General features: G+C 52.5%; 27 protein-coding genes and 1 pseudogene. 20 read left to right on the forward strand and 8 right to left on the reverse strand.

Annotated features, from left to right (window positions below):
* Nucleotides 1-224: 224 nt before the first annotated feature.
* From AC6I7Z_RS11865 to AC6I7Z_RS11875, 3 genes are all read right to left on the reverse strand, one after another.
* Complete coding sequence (locus AC6I7Z_RS11865; protein ID WP_497814346.1) at nt 225-1,064, reverse strand: hypothetical protein; 840 nt, start codon at nt 1,062-1,064, stop codon at nt 225-227.
* A gap of 84 nt (nt 1,065-1,148) precedes the next feature.
* Complete coding sequence (locus AC6I7Z_RS11870) at nt 1,149-1,463, reverse strand: hypothetical protein (protein WP_497814347.1); 315 nt, start codon at nt 1,461-1,463, stop codon at nt 1,149-1,151.
* Entirely contained in the window at nt 1,444-1,833 is a 390-nt protein-coding gene (locus tag AC6I7Z_RS11875) for a hypothetical protein (protein ID WP_497814348.1), read from the reverse strand. The genes AC6I7Z_RS11870 and AC6I7Z_RS11875 overlap by 20 nt, the downstream gene beginning before the upstream one ends.
* A 140-nt stretch (nt 1,834-1,973) precedes the next feature.
* Here AC6I7Z_RS11875 and AC6I7Z_RS11880 point away from each other — a divergent pair, with 140 nt between their 5' ends.
* Nucleotides 1,974-2,600, forward strand: coding sequence for a helix-turn-helix domain-containing protein (locus AC6I7Z_RS11880; protein WP_497814349.1), 627 nt, complete (start codon nt 1,974-1,976; stop codon nt 2,598-2,600).
* A 309-nt stretch (nt 2,601-2,909) separates the two neighbouring features.
* Here AC6I7Z_RS11880 and AC6I7Z_RS11885 read toward each other — a convergent pair whose 3' ends face one another.
* The 3 genes from AC6I7Z_RS11885 to AC6I7Z_RS11895 all read right to left on the reverse strand — a co-directional run bounded on the left by AC6I7Z_RS11885 (nt 2,910) and on the right by AC6I7Z_RS11895 (nt 4,701).
* Nucleotides 2,910-3,074 (reverse strand): hypothetical protein, encoded by a 165-nt coding sequence (locus tag AC6I7Z_RS11885; RefSeq protein WP_497814350.1) that lies wholly within the window; start codon nt 3,072-3,074, stop codon nt 2,910-2,912.
* Nucleotides 3,075-3,620: 546 nt separating this feature from the next.
* Complete coding sequence (gene zinT / locus AC6I7Z_RS11890; protein WP_497814351.1) at nt 3,621-4,265, reverse strand: metal-binding protein ZinT; 645 nt, start codon at nt 4,263-4,265, stop codon at nt 3,621-3,623.
* 79 nt (nt 4,266-4,344) lie between these two features.
* Entirely contained in the window at nt 4,345-4,701 is a 357-nt protein-coding gene (locus AC6I7Z_RS11895; protein WP_497814352.1) for a hypothetical protein, read from the reverse strand.
* A 739-nt stretch (nt 4,702-5,440) separates the two neighbouring features.
* Between AC6I7Z_RS11895 and AC6I7Z_RS11900 the strand changes: the two genes are divergently transcribed.
* Genes AC6I7Z_RS11900 through AC6I7Z_RS11910 form a run of 3 tightly spaced genes read left to right on the forward strand, consistent with a single transcriptional unit; the run spans nt 5,441 to nt 8,066 of the window.
* Nucleotides 5,441-5,800 carry a GtrA family protein gene (locus AC6I7Z_RS11900; protein ID WP_497814353.1) on the forward strand — a complete coding sequence of 120 codons (360 nt, stop codon included), beginning with the start codon at nt 5,441-5,443 and terminating at the stop codon, nt 5,798-5,800.
* A complete protein-coding gene (locus tag AC6I7Z_RS11905; protein ID WP_497814354.1) occupies nt 5,797-6,723 on the forward strand; it encodes a glycosyltransferase family 2 protein in 927 nt (308 codons plus the stop codon). The genes AC6I7Z_RS11900 and AC6I7Z_RS11905 overlap by 4 nt, the downstream gene beginning before the upstream one ends.
* Complete coding sequence (locus tag AC6I7Z_RS11910) at nt 6,720-8,066, forward strand: glucosyltransferase domain-containing protein (RefSeq protein WP_497814355.1); 1,347 nt, start codon at nt 6,720-6,722, stop codon at nt 8,064-8,066. Before AC6I7Z_RS11905 ends, AC6I7Z_RS11910 begins: the two co-directional genes overlap by 4 nt.
* Before the next feature lie 841 nt (nt 8,067-8,907).
* Here the strand turns inward: AC6I7Z_RS11910 and AC6I7Z_RS11915 are convergent.
* On the reverse strand, nt 8,908-9,960 hold the full coding sequence (locus tag AC6I7Z_RS11915; protein ID WP_497814356.1) for an acyltransferase family protein: 1,053 nt from the start codon (nt 9,958-9,960) through the stop codon (nt 8,908-8,910).
* 1,050 nt (nt 9,961-11,010) lie between these two features.
* Between AC6I7Z_RS11915 and AC6I7Z_RS11920 the strand changes: the two are divergent.
* Nucleotides 11,011-11,169 (forward strand): annotated as a pseudogene (locus tag AC6I7Z_RS11920) (Arm DNA-binding domain-containing protein); the annotation flags it as partial.
* 31 nt (nt 11,170-11,200) lie between these two features.
* On the opposite strand, the gene fliE reads toward AC6I7Z_RS11920, so the two are convergent.
* Nucleotides 11,201-11,512 (reverse strand): flagellar hook-basal body complex protein FliE, encoded by a 312-nt coding sequence (fliE, locus tag AC6I7Z_RS11925; protein WP_033749815.1) that lies wholly within the window; start codon nt 11,510-11,512, stop codon nt 11,201-11,203.
* A gap of 232 nt (nt 11,513-11,744) precedes the next feature.
* Between fliE and fliF the strand changes: the two genes are divergently transcribed.
* The 15 genes from fliF (at nt 11,745) to AC6I7Z_RS12000 (ending at nt 25,578) form a co-directional block, all read left to right on the forward strand.
* Nucleotides 11,745-13,460 carry a flagellar basal-body MS-ring/collar protein FliF gene (fliF, locus tag AC6I7Z_RS11930; RefSeq protein ID WP_497814357.1) on the forward strand — a complete coding sequence of 572 codons (1,716 nt, stop codon included), beginning with the start codon at nt 11,745-11,747 and terminating at the stop codon, nt 13,458-13,460.
* Complete coding sequence (gene fliG / locus AC6I7Z_RS11935; RefSeq protein WP_497814358.1) at nt 13,457-14,449, forward strand: flagellar motor switch protein FliG; 993 nt, start codon at nt 13,457-13,459, stop codon at nt 14,447-14,449. The genes fliF and fliG overlap by 4 nt, the downstream gene beginning before the upstream one ends.
* Nucleotides 14,442-15,134, forward strand: coding sequence for a flagellar assembly protein FliH (gene fliH, locus AC6I7Z_RS11940; protein WP_497814359.1), 693 nt, complete (start codon nt 14,442-14,444; stop codon nt 15,132-15,134). The genes fliG and fliH overlap by 8 nt, the downstream gene beginning before the upstream one ends.
* Entirely contained in the window at nt 15,134-16,486 is a 1,353-nt protein-coding gene (gene fliI, locus AC6I7Z_RS11945; RefSeq protein ID WP_033749819.1) for a flagellar protein export ATPase FliI, read from the forward strand. Before fliH ends, fliI begins: the two co-directional genes overlap by 1 nt.
* 26 nt (nt 16,487-16,512) lie before the next feature.
* The gene (fliJ, locus tag AC6I7Z_RS11950) at nt 16,513-16,956 is read left to right on the forward strand and encodes a flagellar export protein FliJ (RefSeq protein ID WP_033749821.1); all 444 of its coding nucleotides are present in this window, start codon (nt 16,513-16,515) and stop codon (nt 16,954-16,956) included.
* Nucleotides 16,953-18,230: a flagellar hook-length control protein FliK gene (locus AC6I7Z_RS11955; protein WP_497814360.1), complete on the forward strand. Its 1,278-nt coding sequence runs from the start codon at nt 16,953-16,955 to the stop codon at nt 18,228-18,230. Before fliJ ends, AC6I7Z_RS11955 begins: the two co-directional genes overlap by 4 nt.
* A 129-nt stretch (nt 18,231-18,359) precedes the next feature.
* The gene (gene fliL, locus AC6I7Z_RS11960) at nt 18,360-18,845 is read left to right on the forward strand and encodes a flagellar basal body-associated protein FliL (RefSeq protein ID WP_497814361.1); all 486 of its coding nucleotides are present in this window, start codon (nt 18,360-18,362) and stop codon (nt 18,843-18,845) included.
* 4 nt (nt 18,846-18,849) lie between these two features.
* Nucleotides 18,850-19,857, forward strand: coding sequence for a flagellar motor switch protein FliM (fliM, locus tag AC6I7Z_RS11965; RefSeq protein WP_033791365.1), 1,008 nt, complete (start codon nt 18,850-18,852; stop codon nt 19,855-19,857).
* Nucleotides 19,850-20,254 (forward strand): flagellar motor switch protein FliN, encoded by a 405-nt coding sequence (fliN, locus tag AC6I7Z_RS11970; protein ID WP_033749826.1) that lies wholly within the window; start codon nt 19,850-19,852, stop codon nt 20,252-20,254. The genes fliM and fliN overlap by 8 nt, the downstream gene beginning before the upstream one ends.
* Nucleotides 20,255-20,259: 5 nt before the next feature.
* The gene (gene fliO, locus AC6I7Z_RS11975) at nt 20,260-20,649 is read left to right on the forward strand and encodes a flagellar biosynthetic protein FliO (RefSeq protein WP_497815437.1); all 390 of its coding nucleotides are present in this window, start codon (nt 20,260-20,262) and stop codon (nt 20,647-20,649) included.
* Nucleotides 20,649-21,380, forward strand: coding sequence for a flagellar type III secretion system pore protein FliP (gene fliP, locus AC6I7Z_RS11980; RefSeq protein WP_497815438.1), 732 nt, complete (start codon nt 20,649-20,651; stop codon nt 21,378-21,380). Before fliO ends, fliP begins: the two co-directional genes overlap by 1 nt.
* 25 nt (nt 21,381-21,405) lie before the next feature.
* Nucleotides 21,406-21,675 carry a flagellar biosynthesis protein FliQ gene (gene fliQ / locus AC6I7Z_RS11985; RefSeq protein ID WP_033749828.1) on the forward strand — a complete coding sequence of 90 codons (270 nt, stop codon included), beginning with the start codon at nt 21,406-21,408 and terminating at the stop codon, nt 21,673-21,675.
* The gene (fliR, locus tag AC6I7Z_RS11990; RefSeq protein ID WP_033749829.1) at nt 21,675-22,460 is read left to right on the forward strand and encodes a flagellar biosynthetic protein FliR; all 786 of its coding nucleotides are present in this window, start codon (nt 21,675-21,677) and stop codon (nt 22,458-22,460) included. The genes fliQ and fliR overlap by 1 nt, the downstream gene beginning before the upstream one ends.
* Before the next feature lie 635 nt (nt 22,461-23,095).
* Nucleotides 23,096-23,731: a transcriptional regulator RcsA gene (gene rcsA / locus AC6I7Z_RS11995; protein ID WP_033749830.1), complete on the forward strand. Its 636-nt coding sequence runs from the start codon at nt 23,096-23,098 to the stop codon at nt 23,729-23,731.
* Between the two features lie 134 nt (nt 23,732-23,865).
* The gene (locus tag AC6I7Z_RS12000; protein ID WP_497814362.1) at nt 23,866-25,578 is read left to right on the forward strand and encodes a methyl-accepting chemotaxis protein; all 1,713 of its coding nucleotides are present in this window, start codon (nt 23,866-23,868) and stop codon (nt 25,576-25,578) included.
* The last annotated feature ends 11 nt before the right edge of the window (nt 25,579-25,589 follow it).

The following is a 25,589-nucleotide window of genomic DNA, read 5'->3' on the forward strand; positions in this document are numbered from 1 at the left end:
TTTTTCCTTTTGCTGTTTTAACCAATAAATATCTCGCGTCAATGATTAAAGATAGTGGAATATAACGAAGCCGCCTTAAGAATATTCGGAAGTGGCGCCTTATCCTCGCGATTTCTGACTCAAGCGCCCTTCTCTTCTTTAGCCCCGCCACGCCGCCAGAAGCGCCCTCGTGATAAAAAACAGGGGACGCGTTGTCCCCTTTTCGTGCCTTATCCGCTCAGCGATTAGAGATATTTACGCGCCAGTTCGAACAGCTCCTTTCTGGCCGCGGTGCCCAGATGCTCAATCCCTTGCTGTACAAAATCAAAAGCGGCGCCGAAATCTTTTACCCCTGCGCTAAAGTCGCTTTGCTCCTCATTCCCGGCGGGCTGAGCGGACGACCCCGCAGGGCTGCCGGAATCGGCTACGGGCGCCGTTTCCTGAACAGCAGCGTTAACAGCCTGCGCGCTGGCCTGCTGGGCAGCGGCATCCGCCACGGGTGTCTGCGCCTGGGATTGCGCATCGGCGGCGGCGTCAGCCGCAGGTGGCTGATCGGCGGGCTGAGCGGTCGCGTCCGAGGGCGCGCTCTGCTCTGCGGCCTCTGGGGTCGCGGACTGAGCCGCAGGCTGCACGGCGGCGGCATCCGGCGCAGCGGTCTGATCCGCAGGCTGTGCGGCGGCAGCATCCGGCGCAGCCGTCTGATCCGCAGGCTGCGCGGCGGCAGCGTCGGGCGTTGCCGCCTGATCCGCAGCCTGTGAGGCTGAAGCGTCGGGCGTTGCCGCCTGATCCGCAGGCTGCACAGCAGCGGCCTCCGGCGCAGCGGTCTGATCCGCAGGCTGTGAGGCTGAAGCGTCTGGCACAGCGTTCTGCTCCGCCGACGGCGACGGTGTGTGCTGCGCCGTCGCATCAGGCGCTACATGGGTTTCGCCTGGCGTCTCTTCAGAGGTGGCTGGCGCCACCGTTGAGGGGGAAGATAAACGCTGCAGCTGCGGATCGGTCGGCACACTGGCGTCAGGTATGGCAAACTGCGGCAGCTCGGCGTCGCCTGCTGGCGTGGTTGAGTTAATGATGCTGGTATCGGTCATGGCAGACTCCTTAGTGATGATGATCGATCGGAGGGCATGAAAGCCTTCACCAATCAGGTTAAAAATTCGCATTAGACTCTCCTGTTAGGGCTTCGTAGCATTTTCATCCTGTATGACGACTCGCTTCACCTTGTCGACCGTCTGATCGGGCAGCGTATCCAGCTTTTTCTGCAGCACGGACACCTGCTTCGACAGCTCATCTACCTTGGCTTCACGTCGCGCGGCGGACTCGCGCGCTTCTCGTCGAATATCCTCAACGCGCTGGTTAGCCGTGCTGCTGACATATAAGAAAAGGATGGTCATCACAATGCATACCAACGACATGCCCAGCATAAGCACGCCGAGCATGACTTTGCGCTTGTGGCTCACCGGTCTTATTTCACTGTGTATCTCGGCCATCGCTACGCTCCTCTAAAGTAGAAATCAGCCTGTCGATTTCATTACGGAACTTGCTGTTTTGATCGGCATCGGTCATGACCACCAGAATGCCGAGCGCGTTTTTGATTAAGCGCAGATCGGTTTCCAGGGTAGATATCCGTCGTAAATTGGTATCATGACGTACGCGTAAATCGTCATTCTCCTGGCGGAGCAGCGCATTGCTCTCCTTCAGGAGTAGGACCTGCTCCTTGTAGCTGGTAATGATTTCTCCACCGGCACGATTGCTGGTGACAATAGAAGCGATGCCTGCAATAAGCGGCTTCCAGAAAAGCGCGGCCGCTCCGCCCCCAAGAACTAACGCGCCAACACTGGTTATCAGACTACTTTCCATGCCTCACCTCTGTACCTCGACGGGTAACGGCTGCTGACGTCAGGCGTAAAACGCAAAGCGCCTCCCTCGCCGCAACTTAAGATTGCTTAAATTCACAGCTTAAGTATACTTAAGTCTGGCTCTCAGGAGATGTCAAGAAGATGGAAAAAGAAACCACGGGCGATCGTATTCGCTTCCGCCGTAAGGCACTGAATTTGACGCAAAAAGCAGTTGCGGAAAAAATCTCGGTTTCCCATGTAGCGATATCGCAGTGGGAAAAAGAGGAAACGCTGCCGCGCGGAGAAAACCTGCTGCGGCTCGCAGAGGTGCTGGGCTGCGCGCCAGCATGGCTGGTAGACGGAGATGGACCGGTATTTACTGTACAAACGCAGGCGCAAACGGGCCTGCCCTTTCTGGAGAGAGAACAGATTGGCGACTGGCTCGCCGAGGCGACGCAGGTTGAGATCTTCCGGCGGATCCCCACCGATCGCAGCTACTCTGCCACCAGCTTTGCATTGACGCTGTGGGACAATGCGCTGGCGCCGCAGTGCCTGCGTGGCGATCTGCTGCTTATCGATCCGGAATTACCGCCCCAGCCAGGGGATCTGGTGCTGGCGCTTAATGGAGAGAACGAGTATGTGCTGCGGAAATATCGCGCGCGCAGTCATAACAGCTTTGAGCTGGCGCCGCTGAACGAGGATTACCCGCTGCTGCGCTCATCGGAGCAGGCGCTGTCTGTGCTGGGAACGCTGGTGGAGTGGCGACGCTATCGCGATGCGGCGCAGTGAGCCGTTAACCTCTTCCGCTTCGCTCGAATTTTCGCCGCGAAGCAGCGTCCTGGCAGGCATGGGGATAATTCCCTGTAACGATTTCACCCGCCTTGAGCGGGCTTTTTTTGCCCATAAGAATTTCCTGTGACGAATGCCTGCTGCTGCGTTTCTTTATCCTGGCGCAGGTGAGAAGATAATCTGGCGCTATGCGCATACCCTTTACGTAATGCAATCGAGAGTTCTGCTTGACTGGACTTGCCCGCTTACCTGTGCGGGCAATTTTTTGCGCGCGTTAATGAACAAAGCCGTCCGCAGACGGCTTTCACATCAGGGATTCAGATTTTCATCCTCATCATCATCCGCAATATCATCTTCTACATACTCATCATCTTCGGGCATCTCATCCCCATCACTGCCAGGTATATCTTCTACGCCGCCCGGGAGCTGGCCGCTGCCGGGAATGGGATCGATATCATCGGGACGTTCTGACATACGCACCTCCAGTTACCCCTATTGGGTATATTTAGTTTAGTGCTGTGACTATTTAATATACGCGCGCGCTTGCTAAAACGTGAACGAAGCGTAAAAGATCAAACATAACACCGTTGCCGTTTGGCTTACTGGACAGGCTGTGTTCCTCGTACTGATTTATAAAGGCACCCGTTGTTAGAGCAAATAAATTTGATTCTGTTTATTGACGGATCGCTTTATAGCTTCTTCAATGAAATAAGAGACAGCACTGGAGGAAAAGCTCATGACCGAACTGTTACATATTATCTCTGTCAGCGCGATTGTCGCCGGAATATATTTAATTCAGTAAGAGAATGGTCACGCGCAGGTAATATTATGGCGATAGTCATCTCTGCTGCGACCATTATGCCTGTAAGACGCCTCAGCGCAGGAGCCGATGCAGCAAGGCTTGCGGCGAGACTGCTGTCTGAAAACCGTCGTTAGCCAGACTTCACGTACCGGCTTAAATAATATTTCGCTCTTCAGGGAAAATACCTGACTGAATATCTTTATTCAGTTTCAGTAATATTAATGATGCAGCATTTCATCAACCACCTGTTCCTGTGTTAACTGCCAGGGATAATATGTGGGCCAGTTATCCATCTCTTCCAGCAGCGCCTGCTGAGAAACATTGCCGGTAAAAAGGTGAAAATGGCTCGACCTGCGCGGTGCGATAATATGATCGCTGAACTGCACATATTTCGGCGCCTGGCTGTTGCTGTCATGACATTCAAACAAATAGCGAACACCTTTTTTCCCGGAGGCATAGGTCAGGATTTTATGTCCGGCATAGCTGTAGCGGCAGGAGGCGACGCTATTGCCGCGGTGAAATTCGATTACGCCATCTTCAATGCCCAGCCGCTCGATTTCTGTGGTGTAGCCTTTGCGGTAGTAGGCTTTAATCTGTTCTGCGGTTTTGTGCCCCTCTTTCTGCGCTTTCTGCGCGAAGACCGGGTCCAGCTTTCCCTGCTGCAGCAGCGGATAGACGGATTCCCATACGCCATCCCAGTCGGACAACGAGCGATCTTTGACATCTTTATCGTCAAACACCCCTTCGGCCGCTTTTTGCTCTGTTTGCGACAGCGCTGGGCCGTGCGCGTGGTGGCCATGGGCCATAGCCTGCCCGCTAAGCAGCAGACCCAATGCGATGATTTTCCCTTTGCTAGCCAACATATTTACCCTCCATCAGTGAAAGAGTGTAAAATGTTATGATATAACATTTCTAAAAACAAGCTTTGCATGTGGCCTCTTGCTAGCTGGAATGGAAAAGCCCTTGCGCCTCTGATTTTGAATCTGTTGCCGCCGCGCACTTCACATCACGCAGCGCCTGCAGCTCAGCCAGGCGTGATTTCGCTTTTTCGCTGGCGTTGTGGCGCGCGAGCCCGTTGCCGATACCGAGATCGCCCATAAAGCCCAGTACGGTGCGGTAGTCAAAGCTGCCGGTCTCGGTGATCTCCTGCTGGATGTGGCGCGTATTGACGATTTCCTGCTCCAGCGCCTGGCAGTTCAGCGTCACCGCTTCTTCATCCGTTACCGGGGAGGCCTGAGGGTAGTGTTTGGTTGCGCAGGCGGAGAGCAGCAGCACGGCTGCGATTATGAGTATTTTCATAGGGATATGTGTTTTGCCGTGCCGGTTGTTAGAGAGTTACGCAGCATGTTATTCATCTTATCTGGCAATATCTCAGGCATAAGTCGATACAGTGAACGAAAGATTTATCAGAATCGTACCTCAAGAGATATTTAATCAATTGAATGAATATAGGGCACTTGCGATTTCTTTTTGTGGGTCGGGAGTATCCCAGGATGTACGTCTTTGCGTGTTTAGGAATCGGACCTTATTCACTTCCCATTTCATCAAACCAACCGTTATTATCACCGCCTGAGTAAGTTGCTCTCAGAAAAAATCTCTACCCCCCCTTAACCTATCAGCACATATGTGAGCAATTACGCAATTAAAGCGAGCTTTTGCCATGATGATTTCACGGTGACCATGAGTGTTCGATGAAAAAAGCTGAGCTGTATGCAAAAGTTAAATAATATCATTACAAATCAAAAACTTAAATATAAAACGATAAATTTTTATACAAAGCAGCAGGATCGCGGGGCATTTTGGCTAATCCTTGCGGATCTATACGTGTAAGGGTAATGGCATTAAAAGATAATGTTTCGATAAGGTATACGGAAGGGGTTAAGTTTCATCTAGCCGCCATGTAGACTATCTGGTTCGACGTCCTGTATCGATGCTCTGTAGCCGTCTGATTTGGACTCATTAAGCATCTCTACGCATTCTTGCCTTACTGCCGAACTGGTGACAAGATCTGCACCTTCTTTAGATGGGGATAATCCTAATGGTTAAGATATTCGCTCGATATGCCTCGGTGGGCGTAATTAATACGCTCATTCATTGGATGGTGTTCACTGTCCTGTATGCAGAAGGCCAGACGCAATCTCTATCGAACTTTGCCGCGTTCTGCTTCGCAGTTACGTTTTCTTTCTTTGCTAACGCAAAGTGGACCTTTAGCGCTGAAGCGACAACCATGCGTTATCTGCTTTATCTCTTTTTCATGGGAGGCATGGCTTCAGCTGTTGGCTGGTATGCAGATCAAACCCATGCTAATCCTGTCGCAACACTTATCATCTTCTCGATGATAAGCCTGGTTTGTGGCTTCATTTACTCAAAATTTGTGGTTTTCAAGGAGCGGAAATGAAAATTTCACTTGTAGTTCCAGTTTTCAATGAAGAAGAATCCATACCACTTTTCCATCAAGAGGTCCGTGGCTTTCCGGCCTTTGCAGAGCACGAGGTTGAAATAGTTTTCATTAATGATGGAAGTACAGATAGTACTGAAGCAGTCATTCGACTTTTTGCCAACCATGATAAACTCATTAAAAATATTTCATTTACTCGAAACTTTGGCAAAGAACCTGCTTTGTTTGCAGGGCTTGAGGCGGCAACAGGTGACGTTATAATTCCAATTGATGTAGACCTTCAGGATCCAATAAATGTTATCCCGCTGATGATAGAGAAATGGCAGCAAGGGGCTGATGTGGTTTTAGCAAAACGTATTGACCGTTCATCAGACAGCCACATTAAGCGTAAAAGTGCTGAATTATTTTATAAGCTACATAATAAGATAAGCAAGCCCAAAATAGAGGAAAATGTTGGCGACTTTAGGCTTATGTCAAGAGAGGTCGTTGAAAATATAAAACTTTTGCCAGAACGAAATCTTTTTATGAAAGGGTTGTTATCATGGGTTGGTGGCAAAACAGAAGTTGTTGAATATATCAGAGCTGAACGTGCAGCGGGATCATCTAAATTCAATGGCTGGAAATTATGGAATCTGGCTTTAGAGGGGATTACAAGCTTTTCTACGTTTCCATTACGTGTGTGGACATATATAGGGCTAGCTGTAGCATCGATATCTTTCATTTATGGCATGTGGATGATACTCGACACTTTATTTTTTGGAAATCCTGTTCGTGGCTACCCATCTATTTTAGTTTCGATATTGTTCCTTGGCGGCGTGCAGCTAATAGGCATCGGCGTATTAGGGGAGTACATAGGCAGAATTTATACTGAATCTAAAAAAAGACCACGATACATCATTAAAAATGGAGTGAAGGAGCAATGACAGGCTTGAAGCGACAGGGCGATCTTCTCACGCCTTTAATTATTGTAGGCTTACTATTTGTAACACCGATAATATTAGCAAACATCTATTATTATGATGATTATGGCAGAGCACTGTTAGGATATACACACTGGAATAATGTGGACGGAAGACCTTTAGCTGAAGCGGTAATGGTCATATTAATGCAAAGTTCTAGAATGTATGACATTTTCCCACTTCCGTTAATCATAGGATTAATAGCACTTTCAATAAGCACAAAGCATTTTATTAGAATAATAGACAGCAAGGCCTCATGGTTTGCGATACCTATATTTCTTTCTATCTTATCGAATCCTTTCATTCTAGAACCGTTATCATACAGGTTTGACTCTTTAATATTTTTACTTTCATTAGCTGTAGCGTTAGCCTATTGTTATGAACCCCTAAGAATTAAATATTCCTTTTTATGGGGTTTTTCATGCTCAATGTCTGTTTTATTTTTATATCAAACCTCATTCAATGTAATACTTTGCATGCTTGCCATAAGATTCCTCATAAAATGCAACTCAGGAACCGACGCACAACAAATCATTAAGAGAATTTCATTTTCTGCCATCGAATTATCACTTGCAGTATTGACCTTTTCCTTGGCAAATAAATACATATTCCAATTAGAAGCCAACTCTTATCATCCCGGCGTTGCTAATGGCAATATTTTAAATACAGTACTTTCAAATATAAATGAATATTTTCAATTCTTGACTACTTTCCATCCATTAGGTAAAGTGGCCATTTTAATAATCTTATTAATATCCATAGCCTCTTCTTTAAAAATAGCCCGTAAAGCAAGTGCTAACAGGAGTATTTTAAAGATAATAATTTATCTTATTGCACTAACAATACCATTCCTATGCTTAACTGCGTCTGCAGGTATCTTGCTCATTCTTGATAAACCCTTACTCTCTCCTAGATCTATGATTGGTTTCTCAGGATTCATGGTGTTCAGCTCGACTGCCTTATATTTATCTTTAAAAAGAAAAGCGTTTACGCTCATATTTATAGTACCTTTTATTTCATCATTACTCACAAGTTTTGCTTATGGCAATGCCTATCAAGAGCAAAATAAAATTTTCGATAGCATAGCACAAAATATAATTGTGGATACGCAGAATAACAGTGACAACTCGCTTAACTTCTCTTTCGAAGGAGTAGCGCCGTCATCGGAAATTTATAAAAACTCCGAGCAAAAACTTCCCATTTTATCCAGATTGATTCCGGGAGAATTTTATAACGGCTGGTGGGCTGTAATGTATATGAGAAAGGCCGGATGGAACCAGAAAACCCATCCTGGTATAATAATGTAAGACGTCCAGATGCGCATGAATTAGCTTGCCGAACATTACCAATAGCAAAAAGAAAAGATTACTATCTATTCAAAGAGAATGATTTCATTTTAATTGATTTCAACAAGTCAACCTGCAGCAGATAGCATTATAAAGCCACAAGGACGTGCCTTTAAGTCATCGTGACAAGGTTATAACATGACAATAATGCATTTATAACTCGAAAAAAATAATTAGAAGCCAAAATTTTCCATCCTGTTTTGTTTTATGCTACTATCATAGTTACAAAACTGATAAAAATGATGCTAACATTCTTACCCCCTTAATAAATATACTTACAGAGGATAACTACAAACAGCGTTAACTGAAAAGGTCACACCAATGTGTTATTTCCTTCTTAATGCGATTACACAACTCTACATCGTTCAGAAATAATAAATTACTTTTATAAGTACATGTTTATCCTGTAATGAATTATTCCAATAATTACTACTCTATAGCAACACTCAATTACTACTCTATAGCAACACTCTTGCGGATATAAAATATTGGCATGGGCGGAACTTCACAATTGCAAGTCTGATTAGTTCAGGAACATGACAACAATATGGGCTTTAGACAGCCCCTACCTGGCAATTTTTTACGCAAAAATTGAATCAGTTTGTAAAGAAGCAAACCTTATAGCGCTTAGTTTTAAAAGAATACGAATTAGGAGCCTTCCGCTTATGAAAAAAGAAAATTCAAATAATTTCTTTTGTCAATTTTCCTAAAGACAGTATAGATCAGTGTGTTTACATTTGCCCCGTTACCGGGGCTCTGTTCAACTCAGTGAAATCATAACTGGCTCATACAAGTTAATAGACTATTTAGCCATATAAGAGTTCTCTTTATTCAAAACAAATATTTTTCTGCATATACTAAGCAATTTTTTAGAGACTAAAACATAGCTTATACACCCAAAGGCTATAGCAAATAAGTTTAATAATACTAAACTAATGATATCGGATGAACGCGCAAAGTCCCAGGCCACTTTTAAAAATAACATATGACTGATATAAATTGTATACGATGCATCGCCGATGAAAGAAAGAAAGGCAACCAGCTTTCCTCTTGTTAAATCTGCACTCCTTATTAAGTACAAAATAACTGAGGATATAATTACCATGTTAATATCACTGACATACATCCTTTTTGATAAAACCACAGACATTATAATTATTAATATTATCGAAACCGGCAGATATGCTTTCTTAAAATCAACAAATTTTACGTAAAAAATAAGCGAACCAAGAGCAAATGCAATGCAATGAAAATCAGTCACTATATAGGGAGCATATACCCATCCGCCTCTGTCTATCTGGAAATTGGCGTTACCTAAGTAATAAAGTCCGTAAAAAAGAGTCAGCATTGCAATAGGTATATGTATCTTTTTTTTAAAGAAAAATAACATTACTGCAAAAACTATATAGAAGTACATTTCGTATACCAAACTCCATGAACTTCCTATCATCATCGAAAAATCCTTGCCCTCCCAAAATGGAGGTAATAACGCGATGTTTGAAATCCATGAGATAGCATCATTCGATGGCACTTTGTAGTCAACATACACTCCATAAAAAGCACACCAAACTATTACATAAACAAAAAACCAAAATATATATTCTGGATATATCCTTAAAACCCTATCCTTTATAAATTTAAAAGGCGAAACATCCTTTTTATTTACGGACAATGTTAATACATATCCGCTTAGCGCGAAAAAATAATAAACAGCAAAATCGCCAATGTAATTTAATGACGTCTGATTAAAAAAACTATCTTTATTAAAGTAAAGAAGGGGTAGCGTCAGTAAGTGATGAATCATTACTAATAGAGCAGCTACGCCTCTTGAAACTTGCAAGGAATTACTCTTCATAATTGAGCCCTAACATACGCACCTATAAAGCACCAAATCGTTATCATTCTATGTTTTTTTTGTTAAAAAGTCGACATAAATTGTAAAGATCAATGAAGGAGTAATCCATATTTAGAAAAGCTCAGTGTTTTTACCATCTACTGTTAATATCCTGGAGGGTTGTTAATTAATAAAAGTGATAATTATCTTATTTGCATCATTCAAGCTAAAATGTTGCACTAACCACCTCAATGGGAGCTATATTGTATATAGCGATACGGTAATACTCTCTGGATTTTTTATAGTATTCACATCAAGACATTCCTCTTAAGCATCATACTACACATGAGAGAAAGCCTGCAATTTTTACTGCTTTAATGATATATAATGCAAGCACATTATTAATCTTATAAGTAACAACAGAAACCATCAGATATTTAATTTGGTTTATATAACCGGCATCATCTCCGTGCTCTATTGCTCGCGTCTATAAAGTTGACAGATTACTATTTCCTGGATATTTTTCAAAATAAATAGCTCGCCGTTTAATTCAGAGGATTAAGATTGAAAATATTTTATCTTCAATTAGAGCAATTCGAAAAAATGTAGCAGTTTAAAGGAAGATGAAAAGTACCCCCCATAACGTGCCAAGGACGCTATTGACCAATCAAACTAATTTAAAATTGATAAACTGCTTTATATAAGAAAGCCTTGTAAGAATGATTTGATCACGCTTTTCACCTAAGTGATAAATAGTGGCAACAGACTCGATTTTTCTTAGAACTATAAACTTTTTTATGCATTAACTTACTTTATTAAGTGAGGCGGGTAAGCAAGTCCATTAGCGTTCACAGTTCTATTAACAAATAAAAATAAGCATAGCAAGATGCACGCCAACTTTATGTAAAAAGGGTAATTTTATCTTTTAGGCAAAGAAATTTTCCCTTGTTAGCCTTTCTCGATTTTATGCTGGGACTGGCTGAGTCCCTAAAGATGGCGGAATACTGGCTTATCATATGGGAAACATCAATTTGCCACCAACTAAAACCAGGTTGAACATTAGGTTCGAAAATGGCGGCAGGCGCAAACCCGAACTACGTCGCCGCGCAGATGGTCTATCGGGTTTATGGCGCCTGGATGTCAGAGAACAATACGGATCAGCTTTCCCTAATCAACACGAAAATGAACGATCTTGTGCTACATACGTGCTTCGCTAAAATGGCCGTATAGTTATTTTTATTAGTATCAGACAGTTACCCACTTAAACCTGCATATTCATTATATCGGTATAAGCCGCCACCAGCTTATTCCTCACCTGAATCCCCATCTGCATCGAGATAGAAGACTTCTGCATATCCACCATCACGTCGTTGAGCGCGATGCCCGGCTTGCCCATTTCAAAATCCTGCGCCTGCGTGCGGGCGGTGTTCTGCGTATCGCTAATCTTATCAAGCGCCGCTTTCATGGTGGCGGCGAAGTCGACCGGCTGCGTCGCCTCGCTGCTTTTGTTACTGGCCTGCAGCGAAGTCAGCTGAAGCTGCTGTAAAACGCCGTCGATTGCCTGAATGGACATGCCGTTACCTCATTGAAAGAGAGATGGAATTTTCTACGCTCAAAAAGTTAACACATTGTCAATGAGACAAAGGCGCTAAATAACCGCAAAAAACCCGGCTTATTCGCCCATCGAATTTTGCGATAACGAAAATAATGCCATGCATTGAAGTGGAGTTTCTTTTACGCAGTGTCAGGGAGTCTGTTTTGTCACTACAACAAACCCGGTCAATTATGTCAGGCAGGAATAGGTCATGAACGCGAGCGCAGCCGCTACACAGGATTCAGCCAAAAAAGGTTTCAGTGACCTTATCGCTCGCCTGCGCGCTAACCCGCGTATCCCCCTTATCATTGCCGCCGCCGCCGCTATCGCCATCGTGATGGCGCTGGTGCTGTGGGCGAAAGCGCCCGATTACCGCGTGCTGTACAACAATCTCTCTGATGAAGACGGCGGCGCGATTGTTACCCAGCTCACCCAGATGAATATCCCCTATCGCTTCGCCGATAACGGCGGCGCGCTGATGGTGCCGGCGGAAAAGGTGCATGAGCTGCGCCTGCGCCTGGCGCAGCAGGGGCTGCCGAAAGGCGGATCGGTGGGCTTTGAGCTGCTCGATCAAGAGAAGTTCGGCATCAGCCAGTTCAGCGAGCAGGTCAACTACCAGCGCGCGCTGGAAGGCGAGCTGGCGCGCACCATCGAAACCTTAGGGCCGGTGAAAACGGCGCGCGTGCATCTGGCGATGCCGAAGCCGACGCTGTTCGTGCGCGAGCAGAAAGCGCCTTCCGCCTCGGTCACCCTGAACCTGCAGCCTGGTCGCGCGCTCGATGAGGGCCAGATTCAGGCCATCGTGCATATGGTCTCCAGCAGCGTGGCAGGCCTGCCGCCGGGTAACGTCACTGTAGTCGATCAGAGCGGACGCCTGCTGACGCGTTCCGACAGCGAAGGCCGCGACCTCAACGACGCGCAGCTGAAATATACCGCCGAAGTGGAAGCGCGCTACCAGCAGCGCATCGAAGCGATCCTGAACCCGATTCTCGGCCAGGGCAACGTGCACGCGCAGGTGACGGCGCAGATCAACTTCGACAAGAGCGAGCAGACCGACGAGAAGTATCAGCCGAACGGCAACCCGAGCAGCAGCGCTATCCGCTCGCGTCAGACCAGCACCAGCGATCAGACCGGCAGCCCGTATCCGGGCGGCGTGCCGGGCGCCCTTTCCAACCAGCCAGCGCCTGCTAACACCGCGCCGGTCAACGCGCCTAACGGTCAGAATGGCCAGAACGGACAAAACGGCCAGCAGAACAACGCGAACAACGGCACGACCACCAGCACCGCCAGCAGCAGCGTGCCGACCAACTCGCGCCGCGACGATACCGTGAACTACGAGCTGGACCGCACCATTCGCCACACCAAAATGAACGTCGGCGACGTGCAGCGCCTCTCGGTCGCGGTCGTGGTGAACTATCGCGCCGACGACAAAGGCAAGGCGATCGCCCTTAACGAACAGCAGCTGAAGCAGGTAGAAGATCTGACGCGCGAAGCGATGGGCTATTCCCAGCCGCGCGGCGACAGCGTCAACGTGGTCAACTCCGAGTTCACTGCAGCCGATCCAACCAGCGGCGACCTGCCGTTCTGGCAGCAGCAGGCGTTCTTCGATCAGATGATGAACGTCGGCAAATGGCTGCTGATCGCGCTGGTCGCCTTCATCCTCTACCGCAAAATGGTGCGTCCGCAGCTGATGCGTAAACGCGAAGCGGAAAAAGCCGCCGTGGAAGCCGCACAACAACGCGCCGCCGCCGTGCAAGAGGAAGAAGCCTATAGCGTACAGCTCAGCAAAGATGAGCAGGATGCAGAGCGCAAGTCTAGCAACCGCATGAGCGCCGAGGTGATGAGCCAGCGCATCCGCGATATGTCCGAGAACGATCCGCGCGTCGTTGCGCTGGTTATCCGCGAATGGATGAGTAAAGAACTATGAGTCTGACCGGAACTGAAAAAAGCGCCATCCTGATGATGACCATCGGCGAAGAGCGCGCCGCCGAGGTGTTCAAGCACCTTAACCAGCGTGAAGTGCAGCACCTGAGCGCCGCGATGGCGAATATGCGCCAGGTGTCGCACAAGCAGCTCACCGAGATCCTGCGTGAGTTCGAGAGCGACGCCGAGCAGTTCGCGGCGCTGAGCCTCAACTCTAACGAGTACCTGCGTTCGGTGCTGACCAAAGCGCTGGGCGAAGAGCGCGCCGCCAGCCTGCTGGAGGATATTCTCGAGTCCCGCGAGACCACCAGCGGCATGGAAACGCTCAACTTTATGGAGCCGCAGGCCGCCGCCGATCTTATCCGCGACGAGCATCCGCAGATCATCGCGACCATCCTGGTGCACCTCAAGCGCGGCCAGGCGGCGGATATCCTGGCGCTGTTCGACGAACGCCTGCGTCATGACGTCATGCTGCGTATCGCCACCTTCGGCGGCGTGCAGCCGGCGGCGCTGGCGGAGCTGACCGAAGTGCTCAACGGCCTGCTGGACGGCACTAACCTCAAGCGCGCCAAGATGGGCGGCGTGAGAACCGCAGCGGAAATCATCAACCTGATGAAAACGCAGCAGGAAGAGGCGGTCATCGAAGCGGTACGCGACTTCGACGGCGAGCTGGCGCAGAAAATTATCGACGAGATGTTCCTGTTCGAGAACCTGGTGGAAGTGGACGACCGCAGCATCCAGCGTCTGCTGCAGGAAGTGGAGTCGGAGCAGCTGCTGGTCGCGCTGAAAGGCGCCGAGCAGCCGCTGCGCGAGAAGTTCCTCAAGAATATGTCGGCGCGCGCCGCCGATATCCTGCGCGACGACCTCGCCAACCGCGGACCGGTGCGTATGTCGGCGGTGGAGAACGAACAGAAAGCTATTCTGCTTATCGTCCGTCGTCTGGCGGAATCGGGCGAGATGGTAATCGGCAGCAGCGAGGAAACCTATGTCTGACGCCTTTTCCGCCCGTCCGTGGCAGCTCTGGCAGCCTGATGATTTAGGCCGCCGCGACGAGCCGGAGCCGGAGATCCTGCCGGAGCCTGAGGCGTTCGAATCGGAAGCCGACGAGCAGCAGCAGCTTTTCGAACGCATGCAGCAGCAGGCGCGCAAAGAGTCGCAGGCGCAGGGCTATAACGAAGGCCATCAGCAGGGCTTCGCCGAGGGCCAGAAAGCGGGCTACGACGCCGGCTTTCAGCAGGGGCTGGCCGATGCGCAGCAGCAGCAGGCGCCGCTTCAGGCGCGCATGCAGCAGCTGGTCACCGAGTTCCAGCATTCGCTGGAGGCGCTCGACAGCGTGATCGCCTCGCGCCTGATGCAGCTGGCGCTGGAAGCCGCGCGTCAGGTCATTGGCCAGGCGACCACGGTGGACGGCAGCGCGCTGCTGCGTCAAATCCAGCAGCTGCTGCAGCAGGAACCGATGTTCAGCGGCAAACCGCAGCTGCGCGTGCATCCCGACGATCTGCAGCGTATCGAGCAGACCCTCGGTCCGACGCTCGACCTGCACGGCTGGCGTTTGCTGGCCGACAGCACGCTGCATCCTGGCGGCTGCAAGCTGAGCGCCGAAGATGGCGATCTCGACGCCAGCGTGGCGACGCGCTGGCAGGAGCTGTGCCGTCTCGCCGCGCCAGGAGAGTTTTAATGACCTCGCGACTTTCCCGCTGGCTAGGCGCGCTTGACGCCTTTGAAACCCGCATCGCGCAGGTGCAGCCGGTGCGCCGCTACGGCCGCCTGACGCGCGCCACCGGCCTGGTGCTGGAGGCGACCGGCCTGCAGCTGCCGCTCGGCGCCACCTGCGTTATCGAACGCAACGACGGCAAAAACCTGACCGAAGTCGAAAGCGAAGTGGTGGGTTTCAACGGCCAGAAGCTCTTTCTGATGCCGCTGGAAGAGGTCGACGGCATTCTGCCCGGCGCCCGCGTTTATGCGCGCGACAGCGGCCACAGCGGCAAACAGCTGCTGCTCGGCCCTGAACTGCTGGGCCGGGTGCTCGACGGCAGCGGCAAGCCGCTCGACGGTCTGCCGTCGCCCGATACCGGCTACCGCGCGCCGCTGATCACCCCGCCCTTCAACCCGCTGCAGCGCACGCCGATTACCGACGTGCTCGACACCGGCGTACGCGCCATCAACGCCCTGCTTACCGTCGGGCGCGGCCAGCGTATGGGCCTGTTCGCCGGTTCCGGCGTCGGTAAGAGCGTGCTGCTCGGCATGATGGCGCGCTATACCCAGGCGGACGTCATCGTGGTCGGGCTGATCGGCGAGCGCGGCCGCGAAGTAAAAGACTTTATTGAAAATATTCTCGGCGCCGAAGGCCGCGCGCGTTCGGTGGTGATCGCCGCGCCCGCGGACGTCTCGCCGCTGCTGCGCATGCAGGGCGCCGCCTACGCCACGCGCATCGCCGAAGATTTTCGCGATCGCGGCCAGCACGTGCTGCTGATCATGGACTCCCTGACGCGCTACGCCATGGCGCAGCGCGAGATCGCGCTGGCCATCGGCGAGCCGCCCGCCACCAAAGGCTATCCGCCGTCGGTGTTCGCCAAGCTGCCGGCGCTGGTGGAACGCGCCGGCAACGGCACGCACGGCGGCGGCTCGATCACCGCCTTCTATACCGTACTGACCGAAGGCGACGATCAGCAGGATCCTATCGCCGACTCGGCGCGCGCCATTCTCGACGGCCATATCGTACTGTCGCGTCGGCTGGCCGAAGCGGGCCACTACCCGGCGATCGATATCGAGGCCTCTATCAGCCGCGCCATGACCGCGCTGATCGATGAGGATCACTACGCGCGGGTGCGTCAGTTTAAGCAGCTGCTCTCCAGCTTCCAGCGCAACCGCGACCTGGTGAGCGTCGGCGCCTACGCCGCAGGCAGCGATCCGATGCTGGACAAGGCGATCCGCCTCTACCCGCAGATGGAAGCCTTTCTGCAACAGGGCATTTTTGAACGCAGCCACTACGACGACGCCTGCCTGCATCTGCATGCGCTGTTCGGCTAACGGCGGCGTAACGGGAGGAGTAAGCGATGAAGAGCGCCAGTGCCATCGACACGCTGCGCGATTTAGCGGAGCAGGATCTGGAGAAAGCGGTGATGCACCTCGGCGATATGCGCCGCGGCGTGCGCCAGGCGGACGAGCAGCTCACCATGCTGCTCGACTACCAGGATGAGTACCGCAACAAGCTAAACAGCGATATGTCTGGCGGCATCGCCACGACGCGCTGGACCAACTACCACCAGTTTATTCAGACGCTGGAACAGGCGATCGAGCAGCATCGCGCTCAGCTGAGACAGTGGAATCAGCGTCTGGAGCAGGCGCTGGCCAGCTGGCGCGAGAAGCAGCAGCGCCTTAACGCCTATCAGACGCTGATCAGCCGCGCGGCAGACAACGCATTACGAGTAGAAAACCGTCTCGATCAGAAACGGATGGATGAATACGCCCAACGGGCCGCATTGAGGAAAGGCGAATGATTACGCTGCCAAATATTGCCACCGCCGCCAGCGCGAAGGGCGAGCTGAAAAGTTCAGATTCCGCTGAGGTTTTGTCCAGCGTCAAATCGCTGCCGCAGGACTTTCTCACCGAGCTGGGCAACCGCCTGCTGACGCTGGCGAAACAGCAGGGAAACGCGGCGCAATCTGCTGAAAGCGCAGAGGAAAAAGAGGACGCGCCTGCGTCGAAGGGCCTGCCCGACGCGCTGCTGACCGCCTTTGACAAAACAGAGGGTTTGAATGCGCTGCTGACGCCGGAAAATATTAAAGCCGCCACCAAATCCGCCGATGATAAGGATAAGGCGAGCGCGGAAACCTTAACCAGCAGCGAGGCGCAGACCATGCAGGCGCTGTTCGCCATGCTGCCGACGTCGCCGATTGCGCAGAGCAGCGTTTCCGCCGCTTCCGTCGCCGCCGAGTCAGGCGCCGACATGCGCCGCGGCGCGCTCGCTGGCAATGCGCTCTCGACGCTGAGCCAGGCGCTGAGCGATTCGCTGGCGCATAACGCGTCGCCATCGGCCAGCACGCCAGCGCACGCTGAGACAAAGGCGAGCCCGACACAGCTGAACGCCGCATCAGCCGGCGCGGCAGCGAGCACGGCCAACGCCAGTGCGCCGCTGACGCTGGACGGCAGCTTTCAGCAGGCGCTGAGCAACGTCAGCAGGCAGGATGAAAAAAGCGCGCCGCTGACGCAGACGGACAGCAACGCACTGACCAGCGCGCCGATTAGCAGCAGCGCGGCGCCGCTGACGATGCAGACCGCCTCGGCCACGACCAGCACGCCGTCGACGCCGATGCTCAACGCGCAGCTGGGCAGCGACGAATGGCAGCAGGCCCTGAGCCAGCAGATTGTCATGTTCACCCGCAACGGCCAGCAAAACGCCGAGCTGCGGCTGCATCCGGCGGATCTGGGCGCCATCCAGATCAGCCTGAAGCTGGATAACGACCAGGCGCAGATCAATATGGCCTCCAGCCACAGCCACGTCAGGGCCGCGCTGGAAGCCGCCCTTCCGCAGCTGCGTAACGCGCTGGCGGAAAGCGGCATTAACCTGGGACAGAGTCAGGTAAGCAGTGACAGCTTCGCGCAGAGCCAGGGCTTCCAGCAGCAGCAACAGCAGCAGGAGGCGCGCCGCGACGGACAGCACGGCACCTTCTCTCTCTCCCAGGATGACGATAGCGAGATAACGCCGATCGCCGTTCCCGCCGCCCTTCAGGCGCGCATCCTCGGCACCGGCGCTGTCGATACTTTTGCCTGACAGCGACAAACGCTGAAGGTAAGCGTAAAACCCGCGTCTTTTCTTCCCATTGTTTGACTTAAGACGCGGGATAATCTGTCCAGGCAAACCGAGAGGTTTGCCCATAATTCACAGGAAGTTACTGCAAAAATGTCTGATAACGCGAAAGCAAAAGGCCGCAAACGTTCACTCTTAATTCCGGTGTTGCTCATTGTAACGCTGGCCGCTTGTAGCGTGGCAGGCTATGCAGTCTGGCGAATGATGAATAAACATGAGAGTGGCGCACCGGAAGCTGCGAAAGTAGAACCGCCACCCGCTCCCGTCTTTTTTGCGCTTGATACCTTTACGGTCAACCTGATCAATCCCGACAACGATCCGGACCGCGTGCTGTACGTAGGCTTTACCCTGCGTCTGCCGGACGAGGATACCCGTCGTCGGATGAATGATTATCTGCCGGAAGTACGTAGCCGCCTGCTGCTGCTGCTGTCGCGACAGAGCGCCGCCGCGCTGGCGTCGGAGCAAGGAAAGCAAGCGCTGATTGAACAGATTAAGCAGGTGCTGTCACCTCCGCTGGTGAAAGGACAGCCTGCGCAGGTGGTAAATGACGTACTGTTTACCGCCTTCATTTTGAGGTAAACCAATGGGCGATAGCATTCTCTCCCAGGCTGAAATTGACGCGCTGCTTAATGGCGACAGTGACAGCGCGGTAGATGAAAAGAGTCAAAGCGGGCCGGAAGGCGACATTCGTCCTTACGACCCTAATACCCAGCGTCGCGTGGTGCGCGAGCGCCTTCAGGCGCTGGAGATTATTAACGAGCGTTTCGCCCGACATTTCCGTATGGCGCTGTTTAACCTGCTGCGCCGCAGCCCGGATATCAGCGTCGGTGCGATCAAGATTCAGCCGTATCACGAGTTTGCCCGCAACCTGCCGGTGCCGACCAACCTGAATCTTATCCACCTGAAACCGCTGCGCGGAACGGCGCTGGTGGTGTTCTCGCCGAGCCTGGTGTTTATCGCCGTGGATAACCTGTTCGGCGGCGACGGCCGCTTCCCCACTAAGGTGGAAGGCCGTGAGTTCACCCACACCGAGCAGCGCGTGATCCGCCGCATGCTGAAGCTGGCGCTGGAAGGCTACAGCGACGCGTGGAAGGCGATCTACCCGCTCGACGTGGAATATGTCCGCTCCGAAATGCAGGTGAAGTTCACCAATATCACCACCTCGCCGAACGATATCGTGGTCAACACGCCGTTCCAGGTCGAGATTGGCAACCTGGTGGGCGAGTTCAACATCTGTATTCCGTTCTCGATGATTGAGCCGCTGCGCGAACTGCTGGTTAACCCGCCGCTGGAGAACTCCCGCACCGAGGATAACCACTGGCGCGAGAACCTGGTGAAACAGGTGCAGCATTCGGAACTGGAGCTGATCGCTCACTTTGCCGAAACCTCGCTGCGGCTGTCGCGCATTTTGCAGCTGAAGCCCGGCGATGTGCTGCCAATTGAGAAGCCAGAGCGCATTATCGCGCACGTCGATGGCGTCCCGGTGCTGACCAGTCAGTACGGCACCATGCACGGCCAGTACGCCCTGCGCGTCGAGCATTTGATTAACCCGATTTTGAATTCGCTGAATGAGGAACAGCCCAATGAGTGACAGCAATAAACCGTCCGACGACATCTCTGCGGACGATCTGTGGGCTGAGGCGATGAATGAGCAGGCCGTTAGCAGCGCGCCGCAGGCCGACGACGTCTTCAAAACGTTCGAAAGCAGCGCCGCCGCCGGTTCGCTGCAGGACATCGACCTGATTATGGATATCCCGGTCAAGCTTACCGTCGAACTGGGCCGCACCAAAATGACCATTAAAGAGCTGCTGCGCCTGACGCAGGGTTCCGTGGTGGCGCTGGACGGTCTGGCGGGCGAGCCGCTCGATATCCTGATTAACGGCTACCTGATCGCCCAGGGCGAAGTGGTGGTGGTTAACGATAAATATGGCGTACGCATCACCGACATTATTACGCCGTCTGAACGTATGCGTCGTCTGAGCCGCTAAGCATGATGAACACCCAGTCCCACGCGCTGCAGCCCGCAGCGCCGGCCATTTCCGGCGGTTCCGTCGTGACCCAGGTCAGCAGCGTGCTGGCCGTGATTGTCCTGCTGATCCTCGCCTGCGCCTGGCTGGCGCGCCGCCTCGGCTTCGCGCCGAAGACGGTGAGCAGCCAGGCGCTGAAGGTGAGCGCCAGCGTGCAGGTCGGCCAGCGCGAACGCGTGGTGATTGTGGATACCGCCGAGGCGCGCCTGGTGCTGGGCGTGACGGCGGCGCAGATTACCCATCTGCACACGCTGCCGCCGGTCGCGCCGGATGCCCGTCCGCCTGCCGCCGCCGCGCCGCAAGATTTCCGTCAGCTGCTGCAAAATCTGGTTAAACGTCCCGGAAAACCCCAATGATGCGTCGACTGCTCTCTCTTCTGCCGCTACTGCTGCTGGCGCCGGCCGCTCACGCCCAGCTGCCGGGACTGGTGAGCCATGCATTGCCCAATGGCGGACAAAGCTGGTCGCTGCCGGTGCAGACGCTGGTTTTTATCACCTCGCTGACCTTTATTCCCGCCGTGCTGCTGATGATGACCAGTTTTACCCGCATCATCATCGTGTTCGGCCTGCTGCGCAACGCCCTCGGCACGCCCTCTGCGCCGCCGAATCAGGTGCTGCTCGGCCTCGCGCTATTTCTGACTTTCTTTATTATGGCGCCGACCTTCGACAAGATTTACGACGACGCCTATTTGCCCTTTAGCCAGGACAAGATCAGCATGGACGTCGCGCTGGAGAAAGGCGCACAGCCGCTACGCGACTTTATGCTGCGTCAGACGCGCGAAGCGGACCTGGCGCTGTTTGCCCGCCTGGCGAACACCCCGCCTATCGAAGGGCCGGAAGCGGTGCCGATGCGCATTCTGCTGCCCGCCTACGTCACCAGCGAGCTGAAGACCGCCTTTCAGATTGGCTTTACCGTTTTTATCCCGTTTCTGATTATCGACCTGGTGGTCGCCAGCGTGCTGATGGCGCTGGGGATGATGATGGTGCCGCCGGCAACCATCTCGCTGCCGTTCAAACTGATGCTGTTTGTACTGGTGGATGGCTGGCAGCTGCTGGTCGGTTCGCTGGCGCAAAGCTTCTATTCCTGATTATTCCGATTTCCCGGAGAAACTAATGACGCCAGAATCCGTTATGGCAATGGGCCAGGATGCGCTGCGCCTGGCGCTGATGCTCGCCGCGCCGCTGCTGCTGGCGGCGCTGGTCAGCGGGCTGATTATCAGTCTGCTGCAGGCGGCGACCCAGGTGAACGAACAGACGCTCTCTTTTATACCGAAGGTGCTGGCCGTGGCGGCGACGGGCGTGATTGCCGGACCCTGGATGCTGAATCTGGTGCTGGACTATATCCGCACCCTCTTTAGCAACCTGCCTTACATGATCGGCTAATGGTTACTCTCGACAGCGACCAGCTGGTTCACTGGGTCAGTCAGTTTTTCTGGCCGCTGGCGCGTATGCTGGCGCTGTTCGCCACCGCGCCGCTGCTGAGCGAGCGCGCTATCAGCAAGCGCGTCAAAATCGGCCTGGCGGCGTTAATCACCTGGATAATGGTGCCAACGCTGCCTTCAGTCGAGGTAACGCTGTTTTCGCCCGCTGGCTTCTGGCTGCTGCTGCAGCAGATGCTGATTGGTATCGGGCTGGGGTTCACGATGCAGCTGGCGTTTGCTGCGGTGCGCCTCTCTGGCGAGGTGATCGGTTTACAGATGGGCCTCTCTTTCGCCACCTTTTTCGATCCAGGCAGTCGCTTGAATATGCCGGTTCTGGCCCGTTTTCTCGATATGCTGGCAATGCTGCTGTTCCTGACCTTCAACGGACACCTCTGGCTGATCTCGTTGCTGGCGGACAGTTTTCATACATTGCCGATTGGCGGGCAGCCGTTAAACGCCAATGCTTTTAATGCACTGGTCAAAGCAGGCGGTTTAATTTTCCTTAATGGCATGATGTTAGCGCTACCCTTAATCGTTTTGCTGCTTCTGATTAACCTGGTACTGGGTTTGTTAAACCGTGTTACACCTCAGCTCTCTATTTTCGCGGTTGGCTTCCCGATTACCTTAACAGTGGGAATTTTGACCATGGGGTTGATGATGCCTCTGGTTGCGCCCTTCTGTGAGCATCTGTTCAGCGAAGTCTTTGATTTGCTCGCCCAGTTCCTTTCGGAACTGTCTCACCCCTGATGATTAAGTATCTCACTATCTTTCTAAAGTGATACTTAAGCCACCTAAAACATTCTGTGCATTTTTCAAACCAGTTTTCTCAGAAATCAACTAAGGAAATTCTGATAAGTGAGAAGTAACTCTGAAAATTATTCTTATTAAACCGCGCTTCAAGTATTTTATTTCACAGATTCCCGGCACAGCTAACTTGGTGGAATCGTTGACAAAATCGGCAACAGATTGTTTTGGAACAAAAAAAATCCTTTAACGATTTTTCTTGTCAGGACCTTTTTTTTCCGGCATTGTCAACACTCGCTAAAACGTCACACTTTCGCGAATCAAATGTTTTTAAGAATCGTCCTATCAGAATTGACTGTGTTATGCGCGATAGTGACGAGGATCTCAAAACAGGGTGTTATGCACGCTTATTGCAAACCGCCAGCGATTCCCGCTATCACTGGAGGGATAAGTGACGTCAAGGCAGCACAAAAACAACTTTGCAGAAACGGGTCAGGGAAGAATACTTTTGGCAGGCGTATGGCCTGTCGCCAGACTGCTGAGCAGAATAAAAAAGTGTCTTAGAAATCTCTCTCGTACCGCAACGCGTAATTCATCGTTGATTTAAACGGATAACAAATTGGTGAGGGTCGCTAAACATGCCAACGATTATTATGGATTCATGCAACTACACACGCCTGGGATTATCGGACTATATGTCCTGTAAGGGAGTCAAAAAGAAAAACATCTTTTCTGTCTCCGATATTGAGCAATTACAGCAGCGCTGCGAACAGTTAAAACCTGGCGTAGTGTTTATTAACGAAGAATGTTTTATCCATGAATCAGATTCCAGCGACCGCATCCGAAATATTATTATGCAGCACCCGGAAACGCTGTTTTTCATCTTCATGGCCATTTCTAATATCCATTTTGAGGAATACCTCTACGTTCGTAAGAACTTGATTATTACGTCAAAATCGATAAAAACAACGACACTTGACTCCTTACTCAGCACTTATTTGCAGAAAAAGCTCAACGCGTCTACCCGTATTTCATCAGGTCTGGATGTACACCCTCTGACATTAAGTCAGACGGAGTCAAATATGCTGAAAATGTGGATGTCAGGTCATGACACCATTCAGATCTCAGACAAGATGCAAATTAAGGCCAAGACCGTTTCGTCACACAAAGGCAATATTAAACGCAAGATCAAAACCCACAACAAACAGGTTATCTATCATGTGGTGCGTTTAACTGACAATGTGACGTCAGGTATCTATGTCAATGTGAGATAATCAACTCGCGAAAGAACCGGCCGCCAGGCCGGTTTTTTTTCGCCTTTTTTGCGAGCCAGATCTCACTACCCTCTCTAACCCTTTCCCTCTCTTTGCCGATGTTAGTTTCATAACCCCGAAATGAGATCAAGGATATGAACACACCACTGGATTCTTCTACGCCGTCCAAGGCTGGCCTGTGGCGCAACCTGCGCCTGGTGCCGCTCTTCAGTATGATTTTCGGCGGTATTCTGCTGCTGTTTGCCCTCTGTATCGCCCTTGCCAGCTATTTTCTCATTCAGAGCAACCAGTCGCTTAAGGATGCTACCGACGAGATCCAGGTACGTATGGGGATCTCCAACAGCTCTAACCATCTGCGCACCGCGCGTCTCTATATTATTCAGGCTGGCGCCGCCGCTCGCATCGGCGAGATGGATGAGTTTAAAGCCAGTATCGCCGCGACCGAGAAGCGAATTCAGCAGGCGCAGGAAGGCTTTAAGGTTTATCAGGATCGCAAGGTCAAAACCCCTGAAGATATCGCGCTCGACGGCCCGCTGACGGCGCGCTTCAACGACTACGTCGAAAAGGGTCTGAAGCCGATGATCAATGCCGGCAAACAGGGCAGCTTCGAGGGTATTATCGCGCAGGAGACCGACGTCACGCGCAAACTCGACAACGCCTATAACGACGTGCTGCTACAGGCGATCAAACTGCGCAACCAGCGTGCCGACGCCATCAACGCTACGGCGGCGCATCAGTCGCGCATCGGCTTTATCGCGATGGCGGTTGCCTTCGCCGCCGCCCTGCTGCTGACGCTGATGACCTTTGTGTTCCTGCGTCGCGTGGTCATCAGCCCGCTGCGCCAGTCGGTCGCGCGTATTGAGCGCATTGCCCAGGGCGACCTCACCGCTCCGCCGCAGCCGCACGGCCGCAGCGAAATTGGCACGCTGCTGCATAACCTGCAGCTGATGCAGGATTCGCTGGTGAAAACCGTCGGCACGGTGCGTGAAGGCGCGGTGGCGATCTATCAGGGTTCCGGCGAAATCTCCGCCGGGAATACCGATCTCTCTTCCCGCACCGAGCAGCAGGCCGCCGCGCTGGAGCAGACCGCCGCCAGCATGGAGCAGTTGACCGCCACGGTAAAACAAAACGCCGAGAACGCCCACCACGCCAGCCAGCTAGCGGCAGACGCCTCCGGCAAAGCCCGCAGCGGCGGCGAGCTGGTGAGCGGCGTGGTGAAAACCATGACCAATATCTCCGGCAGCTCAAAGAAAATCGCCGAAATCACCAACGTCATCAACAGCATCGCTTTCCAGACCAATATTCTGGCGCTGAACGCTGCGGTGGAAGCGGCGCGCGCCGGCGAACAGGGCCGCGGCTTCGCGGTCGTCGCCAGCGAGGTGCGCAGCCTGGCGCAGCGCAGCGCCCAGGCGGCCAAAGAGATTGAGTCGCTGATTGCGGAGTCGGTCAATTTGATTAAAGACGGTTCGCATCAGGTCGGCGAAGCGGGCGAAACCATGGGCGAGATCGTCGAAGCGGTACGCCGCGTGACCGATATTATGGCGGAGATCGCCGCCGCCTCGGATGAACAGAGCCGCGGCATTCAGCAGGTCAGCCAGGCGGTCACCGAGATGGATAACGTCACGCAGCAGAACGCCTCGCTGGTGGAAGAGGCCTCTGCGGCCGCCGCATCGCTGGAAGATCAGGCAGGTAAACTCACCAAAGCTGTCGCCGCGTTTCGCCTGCAGGACGCGCCGGCGCTGACAACGGCAACGGCCGCCGCTGCCCCGCCCGCGCTGAAATCGCCGCGCCTGACGCCGCGCCCGGCGCTGGCGACCTCCGGCAACGATAACTGGGAAACGTTTTAAGGCAGAGTAAA

This window comes from Pantoea sp. X-Soil-MYKO-1289 (assembly GCF_059730625.1).